General features: G+C 59.6%; 20 protein-coding genes. 5 read left to right on the top strand and 15 right to left on the bottom strand.

The annotated features are described in order from the left end of the window. Positions 1 to 140 precede the first annotated feature (140 nt). Positions 141 to 647 carry a hypothetical protein gene (locus tag ABOK31_RS20170; RefSeq protein ID WP_174180988.1) on the bottom strand — a complete coding sequence of 169 codons (507 nt, stop codon included), beginning with the start codon at positions 645 to 647 and terminating at the stop codon, positions 141 to 143. Between the two features lie 168 nt (positions 648 to 815). Between ABOK31_RS20170 and ABOK31_RS20175 the strand changes: the two genes are divergently transcribed. Continuing rightward, positions 816 to 1,448 carry a hypothetical protein gene (locus tag ABOK31_RS20175; protein ID WP_174180990.1) on the top strand — a complete coding sequence of 211 codons (633 nt, stop codon included), beginning with the start codon at positions 816 to 818 and terminating at the stop codon, positions 1,446 to 1,448. A 65-nt stretch (positions 1,449 to 1,513) separates the two neighbouring features. Here the strand turns inward: ABOK31_RS20175 and ABOK31_RS20180 are convergent, their stop codons facing one another. From ABOK31_RS20180 to ABOK31_RS20195, 4 genes are all read right to left on the bottom strand, one after another. Then, a complete protein-coding gene (locus ABOK31_RS20180) occupies positions 1,514 to 2,743 on the bottom strand; it encodes a cytochrome c (RefSeq protein ID WP_349960277.1) in 1,230 nt (409 codons plus the stop codon). Next, complete coding sequence (locus ABOK31_RS20185; RefSeq protein ID WP_349960279.1) at positions 2,740 to 4,506, bottom strand: GMC family oxidoreductase; 1,767 nt, start codon at positions 4,504 to 4,506, stop codon at positions 2,740 to 2,742. Before ABOK31_RS20185 ends, ABOK31_RS20180 begins: the two co-directional genes overlap by 4 nt. 10 nt (positions 4,507 to 4,516) lie before the next feature. Next, positions 4,517 to 5,272, bottom strand: coding sequence for a gluconate 2-dehydrogenase subunit 3 family protein (locus tag ABOK31_RS20190; RefSeq protein ID WP_349960280.1), 756 nt, complete (start codon positions 5,270 to 5,272; stop codon positions 4,517 to 4,519). Positions 5,273 to 5,799: 527 nt separating this feature from the next. After that, complete coding sequence (locus ABOK31_RS20195) at positions 5,800 to 6,048, bottom strand: hypothetical protein (protein WP_174180994.1); 249 nt, start codon at positions 6,046 to 6,048, stop codon at positions 5,800 to 5,802. Positions 6,049 to 6,326: 278 nt separating this feature from the next. On the opposite strand from ABOK31_RS20195, the gene ABOK31_RS20200 reads away from it, so the two are divergent. Next, complete coding sequence (locus ABOK31_RS20200) at positions 6,327 to 7,547, top strand: ROK family transcriptional regulator (protein WP_349960283.1); 1,221 nt, start codon at positions 6,327 to 6,329, stop codon at positions 7,545 to 7,547. An 80-nt stretch (positions 7,548 to 7,627) separates the two neighbouring features. Here the strand turns inward: ABOK31_RS20200 and ABOK31_RS20205 are convergent, their stop codons facing one another. From ABOK31_RS20205 to ABOK31_RS20240, 8 genes are all read right to left on the bottom strand, one after another. Further along, the gene (locus ABOK31_RS20205) at positions 7,628 to 9,655 is read right to left on the bottom strand and encodes a beta-N-acetylhexosaminidase (protein WP_349960285.1); all 2,028 of its coding nucleotides are present in this window, start codon (positions 9,653 to 9,655) and stop codon (positions 7,628 to 7,630) included. A gap of 22 nt (positions 9,656 to 9,677) precedes the next feature. After that, the gene (locus ABOK31_RS20210; protein ID WP_349960287.1) at positions 9,678 to 10,148 is read right to left on the bottom strand and encodes a GNAT family N-acetyltransferase; all 471 of its coding nucleotides are present in this window, start codon (positions 10,146 to 10,148) and stop codon (positions 9,678 to 9,680) included. Between the two features lie 13 nt (positions 10,149 to 10,161). Continuing rightward, a complete protein-coding gene (locus ABOK31_RS20215; protein WP_349960289.1) occupies positions 10,162 to 11,088 on the bottom strand; it encodes an ABC transporter ATP-binding protein in 927 nt (308 codons plus the stop codon). Beyond that, positions 11,085 to 11,900, bottom strand: a complete 816-nt coding sequence (locus ABOK31_RS20220) for an ABC transporter ATP-binding protein (protein ID WP_349960290.1) — start codon at positions 11,898 to 11,900, stop codon at positions 11,085 to 11,087. The genes ABOK31_RS20215 and ABOK31_RS20220 overlap by 4 nt, the downstream gene beginning before the upstream one ends. Continuing rightward, positions 11,897 to 12,799, bottom strand: a complete 903-nt coding sequence (locus ABOK31_RS20225) for an ABC transporter permease (protein WP_349960292.1) — start codon at positions 12,797 to 12,799, stop codon at positions 11,897 to 11,899. The genes ABOK31_RS20220 and ABOK31_RS20225 overlap by 4 nt, the downstream gene beginning before the upstream one ends. Continuing rightward, complete coding sequence (locus ABOK31_RS20230) at positions 12,796 to 13,779, bottom strand: ABC transporter permease (protein ID WP_174181008.1); 984 nt, start codon at positions 13,777 to 13,779, stop codon at positions 12,796 to 12,798. Before ABOK31_RS20230 ends, ABOK31_RS20225 begins: the two co-directional genes overlap by 4 nt. A gap of 22 nt (positions 13,780 to 13,801) precedes the next feature. Next, entirely contained in the window at positions 13,802 to 15,490 is a 1,689-nt protein-coding gene (locus tag ABOK31_RS20235; RefSeq protein ID WP_349960294.1) for an ABC transporter substrate-binding protein, read from the bottom strand. 425 nt (positions 15,491 to 15,915) lie between these two features. Beyond that, on the bottom strand, positions 15,916 to 16,311 hold the full coding sequence (locus ABOK31_RS20240; protein ID WP_174181012.1) for a RidA family protein: 396 nt from the start codon (positions 16,309 to 16,311) through the stop codon (positions 15,916 to 15,918). Positions 16,312 to 16,362: 51 nt separating this feature from the next. On the opposite strand from ABOK31_RS20240, the gene ABOK31_RS20245 reads away from it, so the two are divergent. From ABOK31_RS20245 to ligD, 3 genes are all read left to right on the top strand, one after another. Further along, positions 16,363 to 17,688: a glycosyltransferase family 25 protein gene (locus tag ABOK31_RS20245; RefSeq protein ID WP_349960295.1), complete on the top strand. Its 1,326-nt coding sequence runs from the start codon at positions 16,363 to 16,365 to the stop codon at positions 17,686 to 17,688. A 159-nt stretch (positions 17,689 to 17,847) separates the two neighbouring features. Then, positions 17,848 to 18,642 carry an SDR family NAD(P)-dependent oxidoreductase gene (locus ABOK31_RS20250; RefSeq protein WP_349960297.1) on the top strand — a complete coding sequence of 265 codons (795 nt, stop codon included), beginning with the start codon at positions 17,848 to 17,850 and terminating at the stop codon, positions 18,640 to 18,642. Between the two features lie 89 nt (positions 18,643 to 18,731). Next, positions 18,732 to 19,619 carry a non-homologous end-joining DNA ligase gene (ligD, locus tag ABOK31_RS20255; protein WP_349960299.1) on the top strand — a complete coding sequence of 296 codons (888 nt, stop codon included), beginning with the start codon at positions 18,732 to 18,734 and terminating at the stop codon, positions 19,617 to 19,619. 2 nt (positions 19,620 to 19,621) lie between these two features. Here the strand turns inward: ligD and ABOK31_RS20260 are convergent, their stop codons facing one another. Continuing rightward, complete coding sequence (locus ABOK31_RS20260; protein WP_174181017.1) at positions 19,622 to 20,188, bottom strand: isoprenylcysteine carboxylmethyltransferase family protein; 567 nt, start codon at positions 20,186 to 20,188, stop codon at positions 19,622 to 19,624. A 3-nt stretch (positions 20,189 to 20,191) separates the two neighbouring features. Then, positions 20,192 to 20,929: a glutathione S-transferase family protein gene (locus tag ABOK31_RS20265; RefSeq protein WP_349960301.1), complete on the bottom strand. Its 738-nt coding sequence runs from the start codon at positions 20,927 to 20,929 to the stop codon at positions 20,192 to 20,194. Positions 20,930 to 20,942: the final 13 nt, after the last annotated feature.

The following is a 20,942-nucleotide window of genomic DNA, read 5'->3' on the forward strand; positions in this document are numbered from 1 at the left end:
TAAAAAAATGAATTCGGCTTATCTTGGCGACGCCCGCAACCGCATTGGCATGGAGCTTTACGGACTGCCTTAAAGCATGCCGGGTAGTAAATGGCGTGATTTGAGAGCGGATCGACGTCCCGCCGGCGCTGCCGCGGGAACTATCGACGCGGCCAAGCCAGCCTGCTCCAGTTCGCAATGTAGAATACCACCGCGATAAACATTCCCGATCCAACGAGATCGAGCCGGTGGCGCCCAAAGAGGAAGAGGCCCAGAAGTGCCAGCCCGATCGAGGATAGGATCAGGAAAAGTGAAGGAACGACGCTTGTGATGCGTGTTCTCGTCTCGCCTTCGGCCTCGATGCCATCGCCGGTAATGTGGCTGTTGGAACCCGGCAATTTGTTGCCGAGATTGATGGTCACCTGCCCCCTCCTCGTGCGGACCTTGCCTTTGGTCGTGTTTCTCGCGGTCAAAAGCACAAGTGCCATCGATATGACCATACTGCCGGATGCCCAGGAAAAGACCGTGCATGCCGCCATGGCCGTCGCATTTGCATAAGTCTGATAGAGGTGAGCCGCCACAACTCCCATTCCGACGCAGACGGCAAGAAACATAGAACCAACGATCAGAAATGTGATCCTGCCGGACAGTTGCGCTTCGCCTTCCATGTGACCTCCCATCGGCTCCCCATGTTCAGACCGTCGAAACTAGGGAGATGTCTACGATCTTCAAACGCCGGCGCAATATTTGCCGAGTTTGGCCTTAGGTGCCGAGATGGCCTTTACGAAGGCGCGCCCAGGCATAGTTAGCTGGAATATCGGAGAAGGAGGTATCCCATGAGAATTTCGAGATCCGTCTCGACGATGATTATCATAAGCCTTTTTGCCATACCCGTCGAAGCTGCGGGGATCGATTGCGCAAAGCCGGGCTCGCCAAGCGACCATATGATCTGTCAGGACAAATCGCTGCTTGCCCGCGACGCGATAGTGAGGGATCTCTATGCTGCCGCGCTGAAGCACGATGATGCCGACAAGATCCGGGAGCGACAACGGCGCTGGATTACCAAAGTGCGGTCCTGCAGCGATGCGACATGCGCCCGGCAGGCCTATGATGACCAGATTGCGTCCCTCCTGCTGACCAAGGGCGGACAAGGCGCATCGACGGATTTCCAGTCGAACAGCACCGACGGCAACGAGGGCCACCTTGCAATCTACGGGCCGGTCGATGGTCTCCTCGCAGTTTCACTCGCCTCGACCTATGTCGGCCCGGGCGGAGCAGAAGCCGGCGATGTCAATGCCGATGGTGTCGAGGGCGTCATTCCGCTGGCGAAGGAACACGCTGAGCTTTCCAAGGACGCGTGCAAGATCGACCTCGATCGCCTCAACGCAAAGACCTGGCGCGTATCACAGGCCGGCGTGTGCGATTTCGCCGCCGGGGTGACCTTGCAGGGCACCTACCACAAACAATGAGATCGTTGATGCGAAGCGAGGATTGCGCTCCCTGGCGCAATCCCTGCCCGCAACCATAGGCTCGGCTAGTCCTGAGCATTTCCTCTTATATTGCTGACATCGCCCGCGCTGACGGGGGCAGCCGCATTGCCCCAGCTGTTGCGGACATAAGTCAGCACGTCGCTGACCTGTTGATCATTGAGCCTCCAGGCAAAGGACGGCATGGCCGGGGTCGTTTGCTTGGACGAGGTATAAGCGCCCTGGCTTCCCGCCAGAACGACATGGGCAAGCGTTTCCGCACTTGGCTGCTGGACAAGGCTGTTGCCAGCCAACGCCGGAAACAGCGGCATGGCACCCTTTCCATTCATGCCATGGCACGCGGAACAGGTGTCGTGATAGATTGCGGCGCCTGCCACCATACGCCCGTCATCCGCCTTCAGCGGCGCCGGCTTATCCGACGAACCCGCTGAAAGGCTCTTCAGATAGACCGCAATCGCCTTCAGGTCGGCATCCTTCATCTGCGAGGTCGACTGTGCGACGGCCTCTGCCATAGGTCCGGAGGCGATCGTCTTATCCGTCGAGCCCGTTTTCAGATAGGTGACGATCTCATCCTCGCTCCAGGCGCCGATGCCGATATGCGGATCGCCGGTGATGTTCGGCGCATACCAGCCCTGCAGTGAGGCCCCCTGCAGGAACTGAGAATCCTTATCCGCCCCGAGGAAGGATTTCGGCGAATGGCATGTCGCGCAATGTCCCGGCCCCTGGACGAGATAGGCGCCACGGTTCCACTCGGCCGTCTGCTTTTCGTCCGGCACGAAAGGTGCCGGATCGAAATTGAGGAGGTTCCACCCCCACATGGATAGCCGGATATTGAGCGGAAAGGGCAGCTGGTTTGCGAGGACCTTGTTCTTCACCGGCTGCAATGTCGTCAGATAGGCCCACATGTCGGAGAGATCTCTATCCGACATCTTGCTATAGGCCGGATAGGGCATGGCCGGATAAAGCCTGATGCCATTGTGACCGGTGCCGGTCTTCATCATGCGGATGAAATCGGCTTCGCTCCAGTTGCCGATGCCGGTTTCCCTGTCCGGCGTGATGTTTGGCGGCACCAGAGCGCCGAAGGGCGTCTGCAGGGCTTCGCCGCCGGCAAAAGGCTGACCGCCCTGCTTCGTGTGGCAGGCGGAACAGTCGCCGAGAACCGCCTGGTAGCGGCCATTGATGACTCGATCCGCAAGATCGGTGGAGTCTGCAAAAGCGGCGTTCGCCGATACCGAGAGGGCGCCGAATGCGATCAGAATGGAGAGTTTCTTCATCATGCCGACACCAGGGGAGCACCGGGGTTGCGCAGATATGTGTTACGAATTGCGTCGGCTGCGACAAAGGCCAAGGCGCCGACCGTTCCCGTCGGGTTCTTGCCTGCATTATGCGCAAAGGCGGAGGCACCGATGACGAACAGGTTCGGCACATCCCAGTTCTGCAGGTAACGGTTGACCGCACTGGTTTTCGGATCGGCCCCCATGATCGCGCCGCCGGTATTATGCGTGCTCTGATAGGGCACCGAATCCCAGCCCTTCTTGCGGCGGGCACTGTTGTATTGTCGTCCTCCGAGCGCCTTGGCGATATCCTCCATGCGATCGGAAACATAATTGGACATCTTCAGATCATTGACCGGAAAATCGAAGGTGATGCGCAGCAATGGCCGTCCGAAACGATCCTTGTAGGTCGGATCGAGATCGAGATAATTGCCCTGCGTCGGATAGCTCGAACCCTGCGAACTATAGGTCATGGTGCTCTTGTAGCCCTGGACGGTCGCTGCCTTCCATTTCGATCCCCAACGCGGCGTGCCGGGGGGCACAGGACGCATGGCGATCGGCCGGCCATGGGTCGGGATACAGTTGATGCCGGCACCGCCGACAAAATCGACGGAACCATGATCGAAGGCATCGCCATTGAAATCGTCAACCGTCTGGCCGAGCGCGCCGGCGGCGATGAACGGATTGAAATTCTTGTCGTCGAAGAAGACCTGCATGCCGGCGTTGGTCTGATAGCAATAGTTGCGCCCGACCACGCCCTCACCGCTATTCGGATCATAGGGCTTGCCGATGCCGGACAATAGCATCAGGCGCACATTGTGAAGGCCGTAGGCGCATAACAGCACCATATCGGCCGGCTGGAAAAACTCCTCGCCCGACGTGTCGACATAGGTGACACCCTTGGCCATCTTGCCGGAACCGTCGAGATCGATGCGCAGCACTTCGCTGTCCGTGCGCAGCTCGAAATTCTTCTTTTTCATCAGGACGGGCAGGATCGTCGTCTGCGCGCTGGCCTTGGAATAGTTGGCGCAGCCGAAGCGTTCGCAGAAGCCGCAAAGGGTACATTCGCCCATCGCGATCCCAAGCGGATTGATGTAGGCCTCCGACAAGTTCGCCGACGGAGTCGGGAACGGGTGGTAACCGAGCTTGCGCGCTGCGTCGGCAAAAAGGCTTGGCGCATAGCTCATCTGCATCGGCGGCAACGGATAATCCCGTGCACGCGGATCCTCGAAGGGATTGCCACCCTCCTGAATCTGCCCCTTGATGTTTCCAGCTTTTCCGGAAATGCCGGCCAGATATTCGAACCTGTCGTAGAAAGGCTCCAGCTCCTCACCCGTCACGCCCCAATCCTGAAGCTGCAGGCCGTCAACCCTGGCTGCACCATAGCGCTGCGTCAGGTTGCTTTTGATGCGGAAGTCGCTGTCCCAGAAGCGCCAGGTGTGGCCGTTCCAGTGAACGCCCGCGCCGCCGACGCCATTGCCCGGCAGGAAGGAACCGTAGTCGCGCATCGGCAGGGCCGTCTGCGAGAGATTGTTGCGCATCGTCATGGCCTCGACGCGCGGCTGCAGGAAAAGATCGCGGCGGATGCTGTAGCGCAGCTCGTCCCGGACATAGCCGATGTTGAAATCGGTCGCTGTGTCGCGCCAGGGTCCGCGCTCGATCGCAAGAACATCCAATCCCTGTTCGGTGAGCTCATGAGCCAGTATGGCGCCGGTCCAACCGAGACCAACGATGACGACGTCTTTACGGGGAAGTATCTTTGTCATGGCTGGCCTCCTATTTTTCCGCCCAGAACGGCTGGCTTGCAATGGAAATCGGCGGATGCGGATAGGGCTCGTTGAACTTGCTGACATGGTCGCGATAATCGTATCGAGCGCCGGGGAAACCCAGCATCTTCCATGAGGCCATGTCCTTGTTGCCGCCATAGACTGGATCGGCGAAAAATCCCTCCATGACATTGCCGAGGATGACATTGAACAAGGCCTTGCCGTCGACATTGCCGTCGAGCTTGATCTTGCCTGCCTCCAGATCCGTCAGGAAGCCGTCCTGCTCTTCCGGGGAAAGGTCGGCGAAGGCCTTGCCACTCTTGTTCTGCTTCAGATAGGCATCGACCGCCGCCAGACCCTTGCGGTAAATCTGCGCGGGATTATCTGCACCCTGATAGCCTTGCGTCGGCAAGCCGGGCAGGAACGGTCCCTGCGTATAGAGCCGACTGGAATTGCCGTAAGCCCCCGCCAGCTGACGGTCGAGATAAACGGCACAACCCGCTTCCTTGCCGCCAATGCTGAGGCTGTCTGCCGGGATCATCCGATCCGCGATCGCCTCGATGGTACGCGCCTCCCGCTCGGTGAAGAATTTCCAGCCACCCGGCATCACCTGCCTTGGCGGATCGGCCGCATAGGAGGTCCAGGGAAGATTGCCGCCCTGATATGATCGCGCCAATACCGGGCCGGCGCTTCCGGCAAGGACAGTCAACGCAACAGAGGAAAGGAAATGGCGCCGCGACAGGCGCTTGGGACAGATTTCAGACACTGGGGGCCCCCGATTGGCAAGATGGTGCAGGCTATCTTCGGTCGAATATCGGAAACGCCACCGGTCGCCATCGCGATCATCCAGCGCGGGGCGTCCGGCAGGGGTGCAGGATCGGCAGAGCGCCGATTCCACCCTCAGTATACATGCCTACATGAAGAATCCCATACATAGTATGAATCAAAATTCGGCAGAATGACTTTGAAAACTTGAGCTTTCCGGTTGATTTTGAAGAGAAATAGATCAAAGCCCGTCTCCTCATCGCAGCCTTGCCGGTACTGGAAAGATCAACGATGGTTAACCAGGCTTTACTTATCCCTTGGTTGCGACCAAAGGCGCTGCAGGCTTACCGAAATGTAAGTTCGGGATGACGATCGAGAGAAATCAGCCGATCGATCTCGGCATGCAAATGACAGAAAGGCGAGCTTCGCGGCATCGCAACACACTTGCACGCCAGGTCACCGCAGGGATGACCAGGCTATTCGATCCGGCCGCCAGCGACGGCCGGAGTCCTTTGAGAAATCGGGCGATCAGCCGCCGACTGCGTCGGAGGTGCACTTCTTGACGAAGCTCGTCTTGGCGGCACCGGCAAGCTTCTTCGATGCTGCCTGAGTATCGCAGGCGCTTGCGGCATCCTTCTCGCATTTCTTGGTGAAACTCGTCAAAGCGGCGCCGGCCAGCTTCTTGTCGGCGGCCTGAGCTTTGCATGTGGCATCCGCTGCCATCGCACCGCCGGCGATGCAGGTCGAGATGATGACGATTCCGAGCAGTCTGATCATCGAATTCCTCCGCGCTATCCCGGCAAAAGACCGGGTTAGCGGAGTCTAACGGAATGTCCGCCGGAGTAAAGATATGCGCCAATCATCCACGGAAAAGAAAAAGCCTCGTATATTATCCCTCAAACGGCACGGACCTGGCCGATCGCGTCTTGAATCGATCGGCAAAAGAATAGAAACTACCAGCATAGGGGCAAGCAATGTCATGCGGCCACCCTCACCTCACGCAATGGCAAAGCGCGACAAGCAGCAACACGAACTGAGTGCTCCATTATCCTCTCATGAAGACCATCTCAGGCACGAATCTCGAACAGGCCAAATCTCACAACCGGCGCGTCGTGATCGAAGCTATCCGCACCAATGGTCCGATGTCGCGCGCAGCCATTGCCCGCATGACGGCGCTGACCACGCAGACAGTTTCGAACATCGTCGAGGAACTCGCGCGTTCACATCTCCTGATCGCAATGGAGGCGCAGAAAATCGCCCGCGGTCAGCCAATTACTCCCTACATGATCAATCCGGCCGGCGCCTACTCGATCGGCTTGGAACTTGGTCGTCAGCGGGCAGCCGGCGTGCTCACCGATCTGTCCGGAACGGTCTGCGCCCGCATCGAATGCCATGTCGACAGGCCGGGACCGACCGAGGCGATGCCGATCCTTGCTCAGATCGTCAAGGATCTGCAGGAAGCCTTCTCCTTTGATCGCGATCGGCTGCTCGGCGTCGGTATCGCCTTGCCCGGACGCTATGCCGATGGCGGCGTGACGTCGCTGAGCCCGCTCAACCTGCCGGGCTGGCAGGATTTCCCTGTTGCGAGTAAACTCGAACGGCTTATCGATCTGCCCGTGCTCGTCGAAAACGATGCCACGGCAGCAGCGATCGGTGAGCGGCTCTATGGCGTTGCCCGTGGCCTTGGCAGCTTCGTCTATCTCTTTCTTGCGGGTGACGGCGGCATCGGGGCCGGTATGTTCCTCGACGGCCATCTCTACAAGGGCAGCCGCGCCAATGCCGGCGAAATCGGCCACATCATCGTCGAGCCGCATGGCAGGCTCTGCACCTGCGGCAAGCGTGGTTGCCTCGATCGCTATGTCTCGCCGTCCGTCGCCTATGAATGTCTTGGCATCGAAGATGCGCAGGAGCTGAACCCGGATGAGCTGGATACGATGATCGCAGCCAACAGCCACGGCCTGCAGATCTGGCTGGAACAGGCGGTGCAGCCGCTGCGCCAGACGATCGATTTCCTCGAACTGGCCTTCGATCCGCAAACGATCGTGCTTGGCGGCAGTGCGCCGACATCCCTCATGATCGGACTGGCCGAACGCATGGAGCCGCTGCACATTCCGGTGAATCCGACGGAAAAGCGAACCATTCCTCGCCTGATGATCGGCGCGACCGGCAAGGATACCGCCATTCTGGGCGCGGCTGCCTTGCCGATCTTCTCAGAGACCAACCCTCAATTCGATGTCCTGCAGAAACCGCTGACTCATCGCGCCGTCATGGGTTAGGCAAACGGCCGACCTGCATCCCGTCAACTTCGCTCAGGCGCGCCCCCATGGGGCGCGCCTGAGCGCCATGTATCAAGCTGTCAAAATTGATACAGGCCGTAAAGCAGCGGCATCGTGCCTGCCAGCGCCTTGAACCGCTCCCAGGATTTGGCCGAGGGCTTGGTCCAGCCCGTTTCGGCAAGTGCCGAGAGGCGCGGGAAAACGAGCCGGTCGAAAACGGCGCGGTCCGTCATCGGCTCCGACCAGATGCAGGCCTGGATGCCGCGAAGTTTTTCCTTCTGCACATCCGTCCAGCCGCCTACGGGGTCGAAGGTGTAGATCTTCTCCGCGTCGGAATAGCCGGCCCAGCTGCCGCCCGGCTCGTCCCAATCGGGGCGCATCGCCATGTCGAGATAGTAGACCTGACCCGGGCAAACGACGATCTCGTAGCCACGTCCAGCGAGCTCGGCAGCCACTTCGACATTGCGCCAGCTGCAAAGATAGCTCTTGTCCTTGTCGATCCTGTCGCCATGCGCCGCCTCTTCCCAACCGCCGGTCACGCAACCCTTCGAGGCGAGAAACGCCTGGATGCGTTCCAGGAATTCGGCCTGAAGGACCGCCGCGCCGGAACCATGAATATCATCGGCCCCGTGCGTATTGGTGATGACGTTCAGGCGCCTGGCATGGGCATCAGCAATCTCGTCGCCGGCGAGTTCGCGCAGCTGCGCCAAGGCCTCCGGCGATCCGGACCAGGCGCCGAGCGGCACTTCATCGGCACCGATATGAATGGTCTTGAACGGAAAGAGCTCAATCAGTTCGGAGAGGATCGTCTCGATGACCTCATAGGTCTTCTCGCGCGCGGGATTGATGCAATTGTCCGGGAAACCCTGAACCGAATAATAGCTGCCGACCTCGTTCGGGTCGCGAAGCTCGGGGATCGCCTGCTGCATGGCATAGCAATGGCCGGGCATATCGATCTCGGGCAGGATCTCGATGCCGAAGCCCTTGGCATAAGCGACGATCTCGCGCACAGCCACCTTGGTGTAATAGCCACCGGTGCGGGCGGGGCTGGAGCCAAGAAGCGGCGGCAAAGGCAGGCCATGACCGCGCCATGCACCAGTCTCGGTCAATGCCGGATAGGCATCGATCTCCACGCGCCAGGATTCGTCGTCCGACAGGTGCCAATGGAAGCGGTTGAGCTTGTTCCAGGCGAGGACCGCCATCAGCTTCTTGATTTCCGCAGTCGCGTAGAACTGTCGGGAGACGTCGAGATGCAGGCCGCGCCAGCTCATGGATGGTTCGTCGACAATCTCGCCTGTGGCCGGGAAATGGAAAGCCTGTGGATGCAGGCGCGCGCCGCGCCAGATCTGGCCAATAGTCACTAGGCCATAGACGAAGCCGGTCTGGGCGCTTGCCTCGACTGTGATCGCCTGCGGCGAGAACGTCACCTTATAGGCCTCCGGGCCAAGGCCCTCGACAACCCGCAGCTCTACAGGCATGGCCCCTTCGGCCTCTGGACGCACAAGGCCTTCAGCGGCGAAAAGATGCTCGACGAGCGCCGTGAAGCTTGCGGCGGCTGCCTGCGCTGCCGGCGTATCCGCCTTAAGCACAAAGCCTGCCGGCAGCGGACGGCGGGAGGAAACGGCAACATGGTTCGGCCAGGGAATGATTGCCAGCGGAACCGGGGGACTGGCCGGAACGGGATAGATTTCGGCACCGCGCTTCAATGGCGCATTGCTCGACGAGGTGCGCGTCGGTTCGGCGGCGAGCGATACGGCGGTGCCATCGGGCAGCGCGAGATAGGCGCTGGTGGCGCCATCCGTCCAGTGGCGGAATGGCCAGCTGAGAGCATGGACCGTGATGGTCCAGGTCTCGCCGCCAGCCAGCACGAAGCCTTCCGGCGGCTGGAATTCGGTAAAGTTGGAAAGCCGCCTGGTCACCGTCGCGCCTTCGACGACGCCGGCCGGGTCGACGCGGCCGGGACCACTGACGCAGAGCGCGAAGCCCGAAAGCGGCTCCGAGGAAAGGTTCTTCAGCCGCAGGACATAGGAAAATTCCTTGCCGTCGGCTGGCGGATTCCAGGTTGTTTCAAGCCGCAGAGCCAGGGATCGCGGTGTGGACATCAGCATTCTCTCTTCCTGAATGGGTCGTTCAAAGCTTGAGCATGCCGGCATAGATGCCGGGCTCGGAATTGGGGATCTGCATTGCGCCGACCGTCTTCTCGTAGAATTCCGACGGGCCGACATCACCGATGACGGTATAGGCGTAGCCCATGGCCTTCTGATCGTTGAGGCAGGCAAAGAGCAGCGCACGGCCGATGCCGAGGCCGCGAACGCTTTCGTCGACACCGGTCGGGCCGAAGAAGCCGCGCGCCGTCGCCTCGTGGCAGGCAAAGCCGACAAGCTCCTGATTGCGCGTGGCGATGAAGCATGTCGGCGGCTGGCGGCTCATCGCCACCGTCGTCTCGCTTGCCCAGCCCTGGCTGAAATGCTCAGCCACCCAGCCGGTGATAACACGCAGTTCCGGCGGCAGCGCACGCCGGATGGTGACATCAGCCTTCGCCATGCGCTCGGGCGACTGCGTGTCGATCGGGAGCGTCGATAGATTGACCAGGTAATCCAAGGGAAAAATCCTTCTAATTCGTTGCGACGAGCGCACGCATGAAATGATTGGGACCGATCTGCTCGACCTCGGTCGAGATCGGTCGGCTGAGCGCGCGGATCTTCTCCGCCTGCTCGAGAAAGCGAGCGCTGCCGCCGGTCACGAACCTGCGGCCGCCATCCGGCACCGCCGAAAGCAGAAGCTGCGTGTAGGGATGTTTCGGACTGGCGAGCACGGCATTGCTCTCGCCCCACTCGACCATCTGGCCGGCGAACATGACCACGATCTCCTCTGCGACATGAGCTGCCGTTGCGATATCGTGGGTGATGTAGAGCATGGCGAGATCGTTTTCCCGCTTCACCTGTGCCAGCAGGTCGAGAATATCCTTGCGGATCGAGACGTCGAGCATCGAGGTCGGCTCATCCGCCACCAACACGCTCGGAGAAACCGCAAGCGCGCGGGCGATATTGACGCGCTGACGCTGACCGCCGGAGAGTTCGTGCGGAAACTTCTGGCGGGTCACCAAGGGATCGAGACCGACGCTTTCAAGCAGCTTCGCTATATCCTCATCCCGCTCGGCCTTTGGCTTGTCCCGACCATGCAGCTGCAGCGGCCTTGCGATGTGATGGTTGATCGTGAAGGCCGGGTTGAGCGACGAGAACGGGTCCTGAAAGACCATCTGGACGTCCTTGCGGTACATCCGCTCGTCCTTGCCCGAACCGCGCGCCGTGCGGTCCTGACCACGGAACAGCAGCCGGCCGGCAGTCGGCTTGTCGAGCCGGGCGATGATGCGGGCGCAGGTGGTCTTGCCGCAGCCGGATTCGCCGACCAACGCCAATGCCTTTCCCGCAAACAGCGAGAAGGAAACGCTCTTCAACGCATGCACGGAGCCAAAGTGGCGTTGGATATCATCAAGCCGGATGATGGGTTCTGCAGTCACAGCCTGTATCTGCGGTTTCATGCGAAAACTCCGAGAGAATGGGCGCTGGCCGGAAGCTGCGGGATGGCATTCCAGAGCTTGCGCGTGTACTCGTGAACGGGCGATTGGCTGACCTGAGCGACATCGCCGACCTCGACCAGCTCGCCCTTCAGCATGACGCCGATACGATGGCAAAGCTGGGCCATCAGATGCAGGTCGTGGGTGATGAACAGCACCGAGAAGCCATAGGTCTGCTGCAGGTCGAGCACCTGCTCCAGGATCTCTCGCTGCACGACGACATCGAGCGCCGTCGTCGGTTCGTCCATGATGATGAGTTCAGGACGTAGCGCCAGGCAGATGGCGATAACGATGCGCTGTCGCATGCCGCCGGAAAACTGATGCGGATAATCGCCGACGCGATGCGAAGGAATACCGACCAGCTTGAACATCTCTTCGGCGCGGGCACGCGATTCCTGACGCGAACATCCGGTGTGGCGATGCAGCACGTCGTGGAACTGCGCCTCGACCCGCATCAGCGGATTGAGCGAATTCATGGCGCTCTGGAACACCATGCCGATGCGCTTCCAGCGAATTTTCTGGAGATCGCTTTCCGGCATCTTGAGCAGATCCTGCCCATCAAGCCTGATGCTACCGCCGCTGATCCAGGCCGGCGCCTTCGATAGCCTTGTGATCGCATAGGCGATCGTGCTCTTACCGCAGCCGGATTCGCCGGCAAGGCCGAAGATCTCGCCGCGACCGATATTGAAAGATACGTCCTTCACGGCACGGAAATCGCCCTTGTCGAGCAGGTAATCGATGTTGAGGTGTTCGATCTCAAGCAGATTGTCGCTCATTGGCCTGACCTCATCATGCGATTGCGCGCGCGCGTCAGGCGGAACCAGCGGGTCAAGGCCGGGCCGGAACGCAATTGCGGATTGGCAATTTCATCGAAGGTGAAGTTGATCAGCGCGAGACCGAGCCCCGTCAGTGCAATGCCGATGGCCGGTATGCCGATATCCCACCAGGCGCCGACCATGATGGCCGATGCATTCTGGGCGTTGTAGAGCATGGTGCCCCACGTGACCTTCAGCGGATCGCCGAAGCCGAGATATTCGAGCGTGGTCTGGGCGACGATCGCATAGATGATGCTGCCGACCAGGTTGATGCCGATGAGCGGCGTGAGGTTCGGCAGGATCTCGACGAAAATGATGCGCCAGGCCGGCTCGCCGATCATCTTGGCGGCGGTGACGAAATCGCGGTTGCGCAGTGCCATCGTCTGGGAACGCGTCATGCGCGCGCCCCATGGCCATGACGTCAAGGCGATGATGGTCATGATCGTCATCGGCCCGACCGTACCCGCAAAGGAAGCAAGCAGGATCAGGAGCGGCATGTTCGGAATGACCAGTACGGCATTGGTGGCGAGGTCGAGCGCTGCGTCGGTCTTACCGCCGATATAGCCGGCGATGAGGCCGATGGCCGTGCCGAGCACGGTGATCGCAATGCCTGTGGCGAAGCCAACGGACAGCGAGCTTCTCGCGCCCCAGACGAATTGCTTGTAGACGTCGCGGCCCATCTTCGTCGTGCCGAAAACATGTTCGACCGATGGCGGCTGGTGCGAGCGGCCGACGCGGGCGCCGGGCTCGCCAGGCGCGATGATCGGGGCGAAGATCGCCATCAGGCATAGTGCTGCAACGATGACGAAGCCGACAAGCGCCTTCTTCTGGCTGAAGATGGTTCGGAAGGAGAAGCTCATCGGCTGCCCTCCCTCAATCGTGGATCGACAAGGCCATAGAGGATGTCGACGAGGAAATTGGCGCCGAGGGTCGCAAGCGTCATCAGCAGCAATTGCCCCTGGATGACGGGATAGTCGCGCGCCACGCTGGCGGTAAACAGCGTCAGGCCAAGGCCGGGATAGTTGAAGACGATCTCGGTGACGATCGAGCCGCCGAAGACGGCGCCGAGTATCAGCGCAAGATTGGTGAGCACGGGCAGCAGCGCGTTGCGCGCACCATAGCCGAACATGACGGCGAGATTGCTGAGGCCCTTAGCCCGGCCCATCGTCACGTAATCCTCGCCGAGCACGACGATCATGGACGAGCGCATCGTCGTCTGGAACTCGCCGATAAGGAATGGCGACAGCGTCAGCACCGGCAGGATAGCATGCACGAAGACGCTGCCAAAGAAGGTGAAATTGAAACCTGGATCGAGGTTGGGATCATAGGCATATCCCACGGGGAACCAGCGCAGCGATACCGCGAAGACAAACAGGGTCGTAAGCGCCACGATGACGGGCGGTATCGAAAACAGGATGACGGCGAAGGGCGATACGACCGTATCGAACCGCCCGCCGCGCCTCCAGGCCGCGATCGCGCCGAGGATGACACCGACGCATAGTGAAAAGATGATCGCGGTTACCACAAGGAAGATGGTCCACAGCGTGGCCCGGCTCAGCACCTGGACCACCGTCTGCGGATAATATTTGACCGAAACGCCAAGATCGAAGGTGGCAAGGCCTTTAAGGTAGTCGAGGAACTGCATGATGATCGGTTGATCGATCTCGCCAAAGCGGGCCTTGATCGCCTCGACGGCCGCGGGTGTGGCCCGCGGCCCGAGCTGGGCAACCATGGCATCGACGGGGCTCCCCGGCATAAGCCGGGGAAGAATGAAATTCACGACGATCGCGAAGGCCAACGCCACCGCGTAGACGCCAAGGCGCCGGCTCGAAACACGCATGTCTGCTTCCTTCGCTGTGGCCTTATTGGACCGGCTTCAGACGCAGCAGATGCATGAGACGCATGCGGTTATTATCGTGGTTTTCCGGGTTCATCACCGGATCCTTGTCCGTGACCCAACCGGTGAAACGCTTGCTGGAATACTGATACCAGGTCGGGCCATTGAAGACGGGAACGACTGGGAAATCATCGGCGATCAGAACCTGAATATCGTTGAAGATCTTCTTGTGATCACCATCGGAAGAGGACTTCAGATATTGATCGAAGAGCGCATCGAGTTTCGGGTTGGAGTAGCGCGGCGCGGAGACGGTGAGCTTGCCGGCATAGGCCGTCGACAGGCTCTGATAATAGCCCTGGAACGGGGTTGCGCTATCGGCGCGCGAATTCATGACGACATCGAAGCTGCCGTCGAGAAGCTGCTTGCGCCACTGCTCGTATTCCGGCGTGGCGACGGAGGCGTTGATGCCAGCGGCGCGCAGGCCTTCGACAGCGATCTGCACGGCATCGATCCAGTCGGTCCAGCCGTTCGGCACGATGACCGCAAAGGTGATCGGCTTGCCGCTCGGCGTGGTGCGGAAGCCGTCGGCGCCCTTCTTGTAGCCGGCGTCGTCGAGGATCTTGTTGGCCTTGTCGGTGTCGAAGCCCATGAAGGCGTCCTTCTCGCCTTCGGCAGCCTTGTTGCGCCAGCTTTCGAAGCGTGGCGGCAGGCCGCTGGCGTGCAGGTTGACGACCGGATAGCCGAAGCCGGCAATATCGACCATCGACTTACGGTCCATCGCCATGCTGAAGGCGTGGCGGAAATTGAGATCCTTGAAGGCCTCGAGATTGCCGGCATTCGTGGATTTGAAGTTCATCTCGAAAGCAACGGTTTCCGCCGGTGGCTGCCAGTAGCCATTATGCTGTGGGTCGAGCGCGACGAAGGTCTTGTCGATCTGCGGCAGGAACGAGCCGATCCAGTCGACCGTGCCTTCGGGCAGCAGCGCCAGCATCTGGTCGTTGCCAGAGATCTGCGGCAGACGCAGGCAATCGACATGCAGCGATGCGGCATCCCAGTAGTTCGGATTGCGGCACTGCTCGTAGACCTGCGGCGTAAAGCGGCGAACTTCAGTCATCGGACCGGAGCCGACCGGCTTCTCGTTCTTGAAGGCGACCGGATCGGCAACGTCCTTCCAGATATGCTCGGGCACGACCGCGAGATCGGCGAGCGATTCCGGGAATTCGGAATTCACGGCCTTGAGGTTGATCTTCACCTCTGTCGGCGACGGCGCTTCGACGGACGCGACGGTCTGGCCGACACCAACGGTGTCGACAGCCGGGTTCTTCAGCATCAGATCGATCGTGTATTTCACGTCGGCCGAGGTCAGCGGCTGGCCGTCCGACCATTTCACGCCGGGACGCAGCTCATAGGTGATCGACTTGAGATCGTCGGAGAACTTGTAGCTCGTCGCCAGGCGCCAGACCGGCTTGCCGCCGTCATTGGCGTTGAAGATGACGAGCGGCTCGTAGATGAAATCCATCGTGCTCTGGCGACGGCCGGCAAGATCGAAAGGATTGAAGTTGCTGACCCAGCTGGTCTGCTCCTCGATGTGCATCGTCAGCACGGATTCCGCGGATGCGGTGCCTGCACCGAACGCCAGCGAAGCGCCAAGCGCCACTGCTGCCAATGATGTCCGTTGAAATAGATTGCGCAATGACTTTTTCCTCATTTCCATTTTCAGCCCCTCTTGCTGTTTTGGAGTAGTCAATCAAATTGATTTAATCTCGTGTTTTGAGACTCGTCAATCGCTGATTGGAAATCAACAGGCACTGATTTCGGCATTCAAAGGAATGTCCCGCGCGGCAGGCGAGCTGCTCGGCGCCACCGCTAATTGCACGGAGATCTTGAGGTTACGGACTGGTGGCAGCCCAAAGCGGGCCGCGGATCACGCGGATCCACGGCATCGCAAAAGTCGAGAAAAAGGGATGGGCGCCACGATGCCAAAATAGGCGCACTGGCAGCATTGGGGTTTGTGATTTAGATGCTCGGGAGAGCAATCACCCCATTCACCTCGCGGCAGATCGCGCCGGCATCAAGGGAAATCGGGATTGCGATGCGGCAACAGCGCCATCGCAATCCAAACTGTAAAACCGCGTTCGCTCAGTCGAGCGGCTTGTAGGCGATCACGTCCATCTCGACCTTCACGTCGACCATCATCGGCGATTGCACGGTCGAGCGTGCGGGCGGATGATCGATAAAATGCTTTTCGAAGACGGCGTTGAAGCTCGAGAAATCGCGCGCATCATCCAGCCAGACATTGACCTTCACCACATGCTCGAGCGTGCAATCGGCAAGGGCAAGCACATCCTTGATATTGGCAATGACCTGCTCGGTCTGCTTGACGATATTGCCGGTGACGATTTCGCCGTTGATGGTCGGAACCTGGCCCGAGACATAGACGAAATCACCTGCCCTGACGGCCTTTGCGAAGGGGCGACGCTGGCCACCGGCCTGGTTGTCGGCGACATCAAAACGGATCAGCTTGCTCTTGCTCATGATATGTTCGGTCTCTCTCTATTGTCGAAGCCGCGGCAGCAATCGCTTGTCGTGAAGAGGCCCAAGCGCCCGACTCTGCTGGCACCTTCCTTAACCGCCACAGCACCAGCACGCCAGATCGTTTCGCATCATTCAGCGATCGGCGGCAGACCATGCAGCCGCAACCTCAACCAATACTTCAACGCCAGATATATTAAAATAAATGCAATTTCAGTTAGTTATATACAAAATCTCACCCACACCATCATCAATCACAGGCTATCATCCGCCGCATCAACTTCGACATGTTTGCGGCTCTCCCTCATGGTCTGGCGCCGTTCGGCGGGTAGAAGCTCGCGTCCCGCCACGCCACATCACCGTCAATGGCAGGCATGGAATCGGCCTCGGCAACTTCGAATAACATCTCCGCCCATCTTGCCAACATCGTCTGTAAGGCTCCTGTCAGCTGAACTGGACATCTTCTCTCCCTTCGACGCTCAATGCGTTAGGTTCGGAGTGGACGAGAACATGCAGGACGCAAAGCTTGATAAAGCTTCGCTGAAGATATTTCTGATCAACTTGGACCGAGCCATCGATCGCCTGGCCGCGATGCGCTCGAAGCTGGAACATAGCGGCCTCGGATTCGAGCGTGTGCCGGCGATCGATGGTAACTCGATCGATTTTCCGACCAAGCAATTCAGCGAGATCTCCTTTCGCTTCATGCACGGCCGCCGACGCAATCCAGGGGAAGTCGGCTGCTATTTGAGCCATGTTGAATGCGCCAGGCGTCTGCTTGCATCGGATTGCGAGTTTGCTCTCATATTGGAAGACGACCTCGAATTCCCTCCCGATTTCAATGACATCGTCGAGGCAGCGATCAGACAGGCAGAGCAATGGGACATTCTGCGCCTGTCCACGGTCAGTGCGGGCAGGAAATTCGATTTCTCTCGACTAACCGAAAGCCGTCGTCTGGCGATCGCGTTGACACGGGAAAAAGGGTCGGGTGCCTATCTCATCAATCGGCGTGCAGCCCAGTGGTTCGTTAGGAAATTGCTCCCAATGCGGCTGCCGTTCGATCTGGCCTTCGACCTCGAATTCTTTCAGGGGCTGAGGTCGGCTTTCGTCACGCCCATTCCCATCAACCAGCAGCTCGGATTGCCCTCACAGATTCAAGGCAGTCTGAATCGCCGCCACTATCACCGATCATCCGTGCACTATCTGACCGTGATGCCCTATCGGCTGTTTCTCGAAACCTGCCGCCTCTCCTTTCGGCTCTTACGGTTATCGCGCCTCCTTGTGCACGCCCGTATCGCTGCAGCGAAACGCAAGCACGACGGGGCAGACGAGGGAATACTGTCCTTGCTCACAACGACGGAGCATCTTGGCGACCGGCGATAGCCGGCGCCGTGTCCGCACGATCCACACGCGGGCAATTGAACAAGAATGAAGGTGTCTACGTTCATTTATCGACATCATCGCATTGCCTTGTCGAGCCAGCGCCTGATAAGACAGGACACATTTCGTCGTATGATTGGTTGACGTTCAGGAGGAGTCGTCATGGCAGAACTTGCGCAATCGCTTGCGTCCATTCGCATTCCCGATCTTGCCGGCAAAAGAGTATTGATAACGGGCGCTTCGACTGGCATCGGCGCTGCCGTGGCGCGCGCCTTTGCCGCACAGGGCATGAAGATCGGCCTGCACTTCAATGCGAGCCGCGAGCCGGCGGAAAAGCTGGCCGAGGAAATCAGGGCTGGCGGTGGAACAGTGCACCTCATCCAGGGTGACGTCTCGCAGGATGGCGAGACCGAACGTGTGGTCAAGGACGCGGCCGAAGCCTTGGATGGCCTCGACGGCCTGGTCAACAATGCCGGCGGCATGCTGGGGCGGCTTCCCACCGCCGATATGACGGATGCGCATTATGAGCGGGTGATGAACCTCAATGCCCGTTCGGTGCTTGCGGCCACCCGTGCTGCTCATCCTCATCTCAAAAAGCAGGGTGGCTTCATCATCAACACGACCTCGATTGCTGCGCGCAATGGCGGCGGCAACGGCGCGATCCTCTATGCGGCTTCCAAGGGCTTCGTCTCGACCATCACCCATGGCCACGCCAAGGAATTCGTCAGCGACAAGATCCGCGTCAATGCCGTAGCACCAGGCGTCATCGCAACGCCATTCCACGAGCGCTATACCAATGACGAGCAGATGGAGCTGCAGCGCAAGACGATCCCCATGGGCTTTGTCGGCACCTCGGAAGATTGTGTCGGCGCCTACCTCTTCCTCGCCTCGCCGACGCTGTCTGGTTACATCACCGGACAGATCATCGAAGTCAATGGCGGTCAACTCATGCCTTGAGATGCGGCCATCGGTCGCTTTGTGCGCCGGGCAATGCTAGTCTTGCCCGGCGCGACGCCTTCGCGTCGCAGAAGATGGAGCGCATGCAGATGGCAAAGACGCCCATTCCCGACGGCATCAGGACGTCAGTCGAATTGACCCATCCGGAGCGGATCTACTGGCCCGGCGACGAGGTCAGCAAGCAAGACCTTCTTGATTACTACGCTTTGGCCTGGCCGCGGATGGCCTCTTTCGTCATCAACCGCCCCCTCGCTCTCCTGCGCTGCCCGGATGGTATCGATGGACCACGCTTCTTCCAGAAACATGCCTGGAAGGGTATCAATCCGCATATCGAGGAAATTGCCGACCCGGAAGATAAGGACGCCGCGAAGCTCCTGAAGATTGGGGATTTCGATGGTCTGGCAGCCCTTGTCCAATCCGCAGCGCTGGAAATTCACCCCTGGGGCACGACGACGGATCATTGGGAAAAGCCCGACATGATCATCATGGACCTCGACCCTGGCGAGGATGTCGTCTGGAATAAGGTCGTGACCGCGGCAAAGGAGATCAAGGAACGTTTCTCCACTCTCGGATTGACCTCATTCGTCAAGACTTCCGGCGGCAAGGGATTACATGTGGTCGCATCCGTCAAGCCGCAGGCGACCTGGCCACATGTCAAAGATGCGGCCGAGGCGATCGCCCATGCCATGAGCGCCGATAGCCCGGAGACGTATTTGTCGGTTGCCAGCAAGGCGAAACGGGCCGGCCACATCTTCATCGATTACCTTCGCAACGGTCGCGGCAATACCGCCGTGGCGCCCTATTCGACACGCGCAAGAAAGGGCGCCGCTATTTCGATGCCGGTCAGTTGGGAGGAGTTGGACGGCAAGATCGGACCGTCTTCCTTTACCGTCAGGAATGCGGTATCGCGCCTCGGCCAATCGAGCGCCGATCCCTGGGCCGATTTTTTCAAGGCGGCATCACCGCTCAAGGTCTGACGCTACACCAGAAACGGGATCAGCGCCGGCGTGCTGGCCTTATAGTCGGCATAGGCCGAGCCGAAAGTCTCATTCATCCAGCTTTCCTCGATTTGCACGCGCCGCAGCACGGCATAGAGCACCGCGATGATCGCAAGGACGGCCGCGATGTCGCCGCGCGCAATTGCCGAGCCGATGATCGCCAGCATCAGTCCGGAATAGATCGGATGTCGCACAAGCGCATAGGGACCGGAGCGAATGAGCGCGTGATCCTCCTTGAGAGTGATCACCCCGCTCCAGTTCCGGCCGATGTGATAGCGAGCCCAGACAGCAAAAACGAGACCGATGAAGGTTAGAACTGCGCCAATCGTATAGGATGTGAAATCCTGTGGGATGAGGCGAAACCGCAAGGGACCCAGCCAGGATGGATTGACGGCAAGAAGGAAAGCGCCGATCCAGATCGGCACGGTATTGCCGAGCCGCGACAGCGGGTCCTCCTGCCGCACGCTCCTCTTCATGCCGAACGACGCGAAAAGCCAGATCAGCAACCAGACGATCCAGCATGCGGGAATGAATTGATAGATGAGCATCGCTCACGCCATATCTCTATCCAGTTCCGGATAGTGCCGGAAAATGCCGTTCTCATTGAAGGGAATGCGGCGATCGGACCGAAGATAGCGAGCAATGTTGGGCCGTTTCATGACAGCTTCATGCAGCTCAGTCAGATGCGGATATCGGCGATCCAGATGCGCGGTCGCGCGAGGGAAGGCATAGCGCAGCCCCTCATAGACCTGAAAGAGCGAGAGATCGACATAGGTCAATTCACCGCCAAAGATGTGGCTCGGTCCGTTCGAGTTCTGCTGCAGCACCCGCTCGAAATAGCCCAGGAATTTCGGGATGCGGTTCTCGATGAATTCCGCGGCGCGCGCCGTGGCCTCCTGCCTCTGGTCCTCGTAATATTTCGATGTGGCAATGGGGTGGTGCGTGTCGTGTACCTCGGCAACAAGATCGGTGATGGTCAATTGCAGGCCGTTGAGCACATGGCGCTGCCCTTCGTCCAGAGGCGCCAGACCGAGTTTCGGACCGAGATACATCAGGATATTCGCGACATGTGGGATAATCAGATCGCCGTCCTTCAGAAACGGCGGGGCAAACGGGAGGTCGAACTTGGATTTGCCATCCATGATGGCGAACATGGCGGGCATCCCCTGCCCCTTGCTTGCCGGGCCGCGACAAACATCGACATAGTCTGCGCCGGCGTCCTCCAGTGCCAGCCGGACGAATTCGCCGCGCCCCTGGATACCATCCCAATAATAGAGTTCATAGGCCATTCGGTTTTCCCTC

This window comes from Rhizobium sp. ZPR4 (genome assembly GCF_040215725.1).
GTDB classification, from domain to species: domain Bacteria; phylum Pseudomonadota; class Alphaproteobacteria; order Rhizobiales; family Rhizobiaceae; genus Rhizobium; species Rhizobium rhizogenes_D.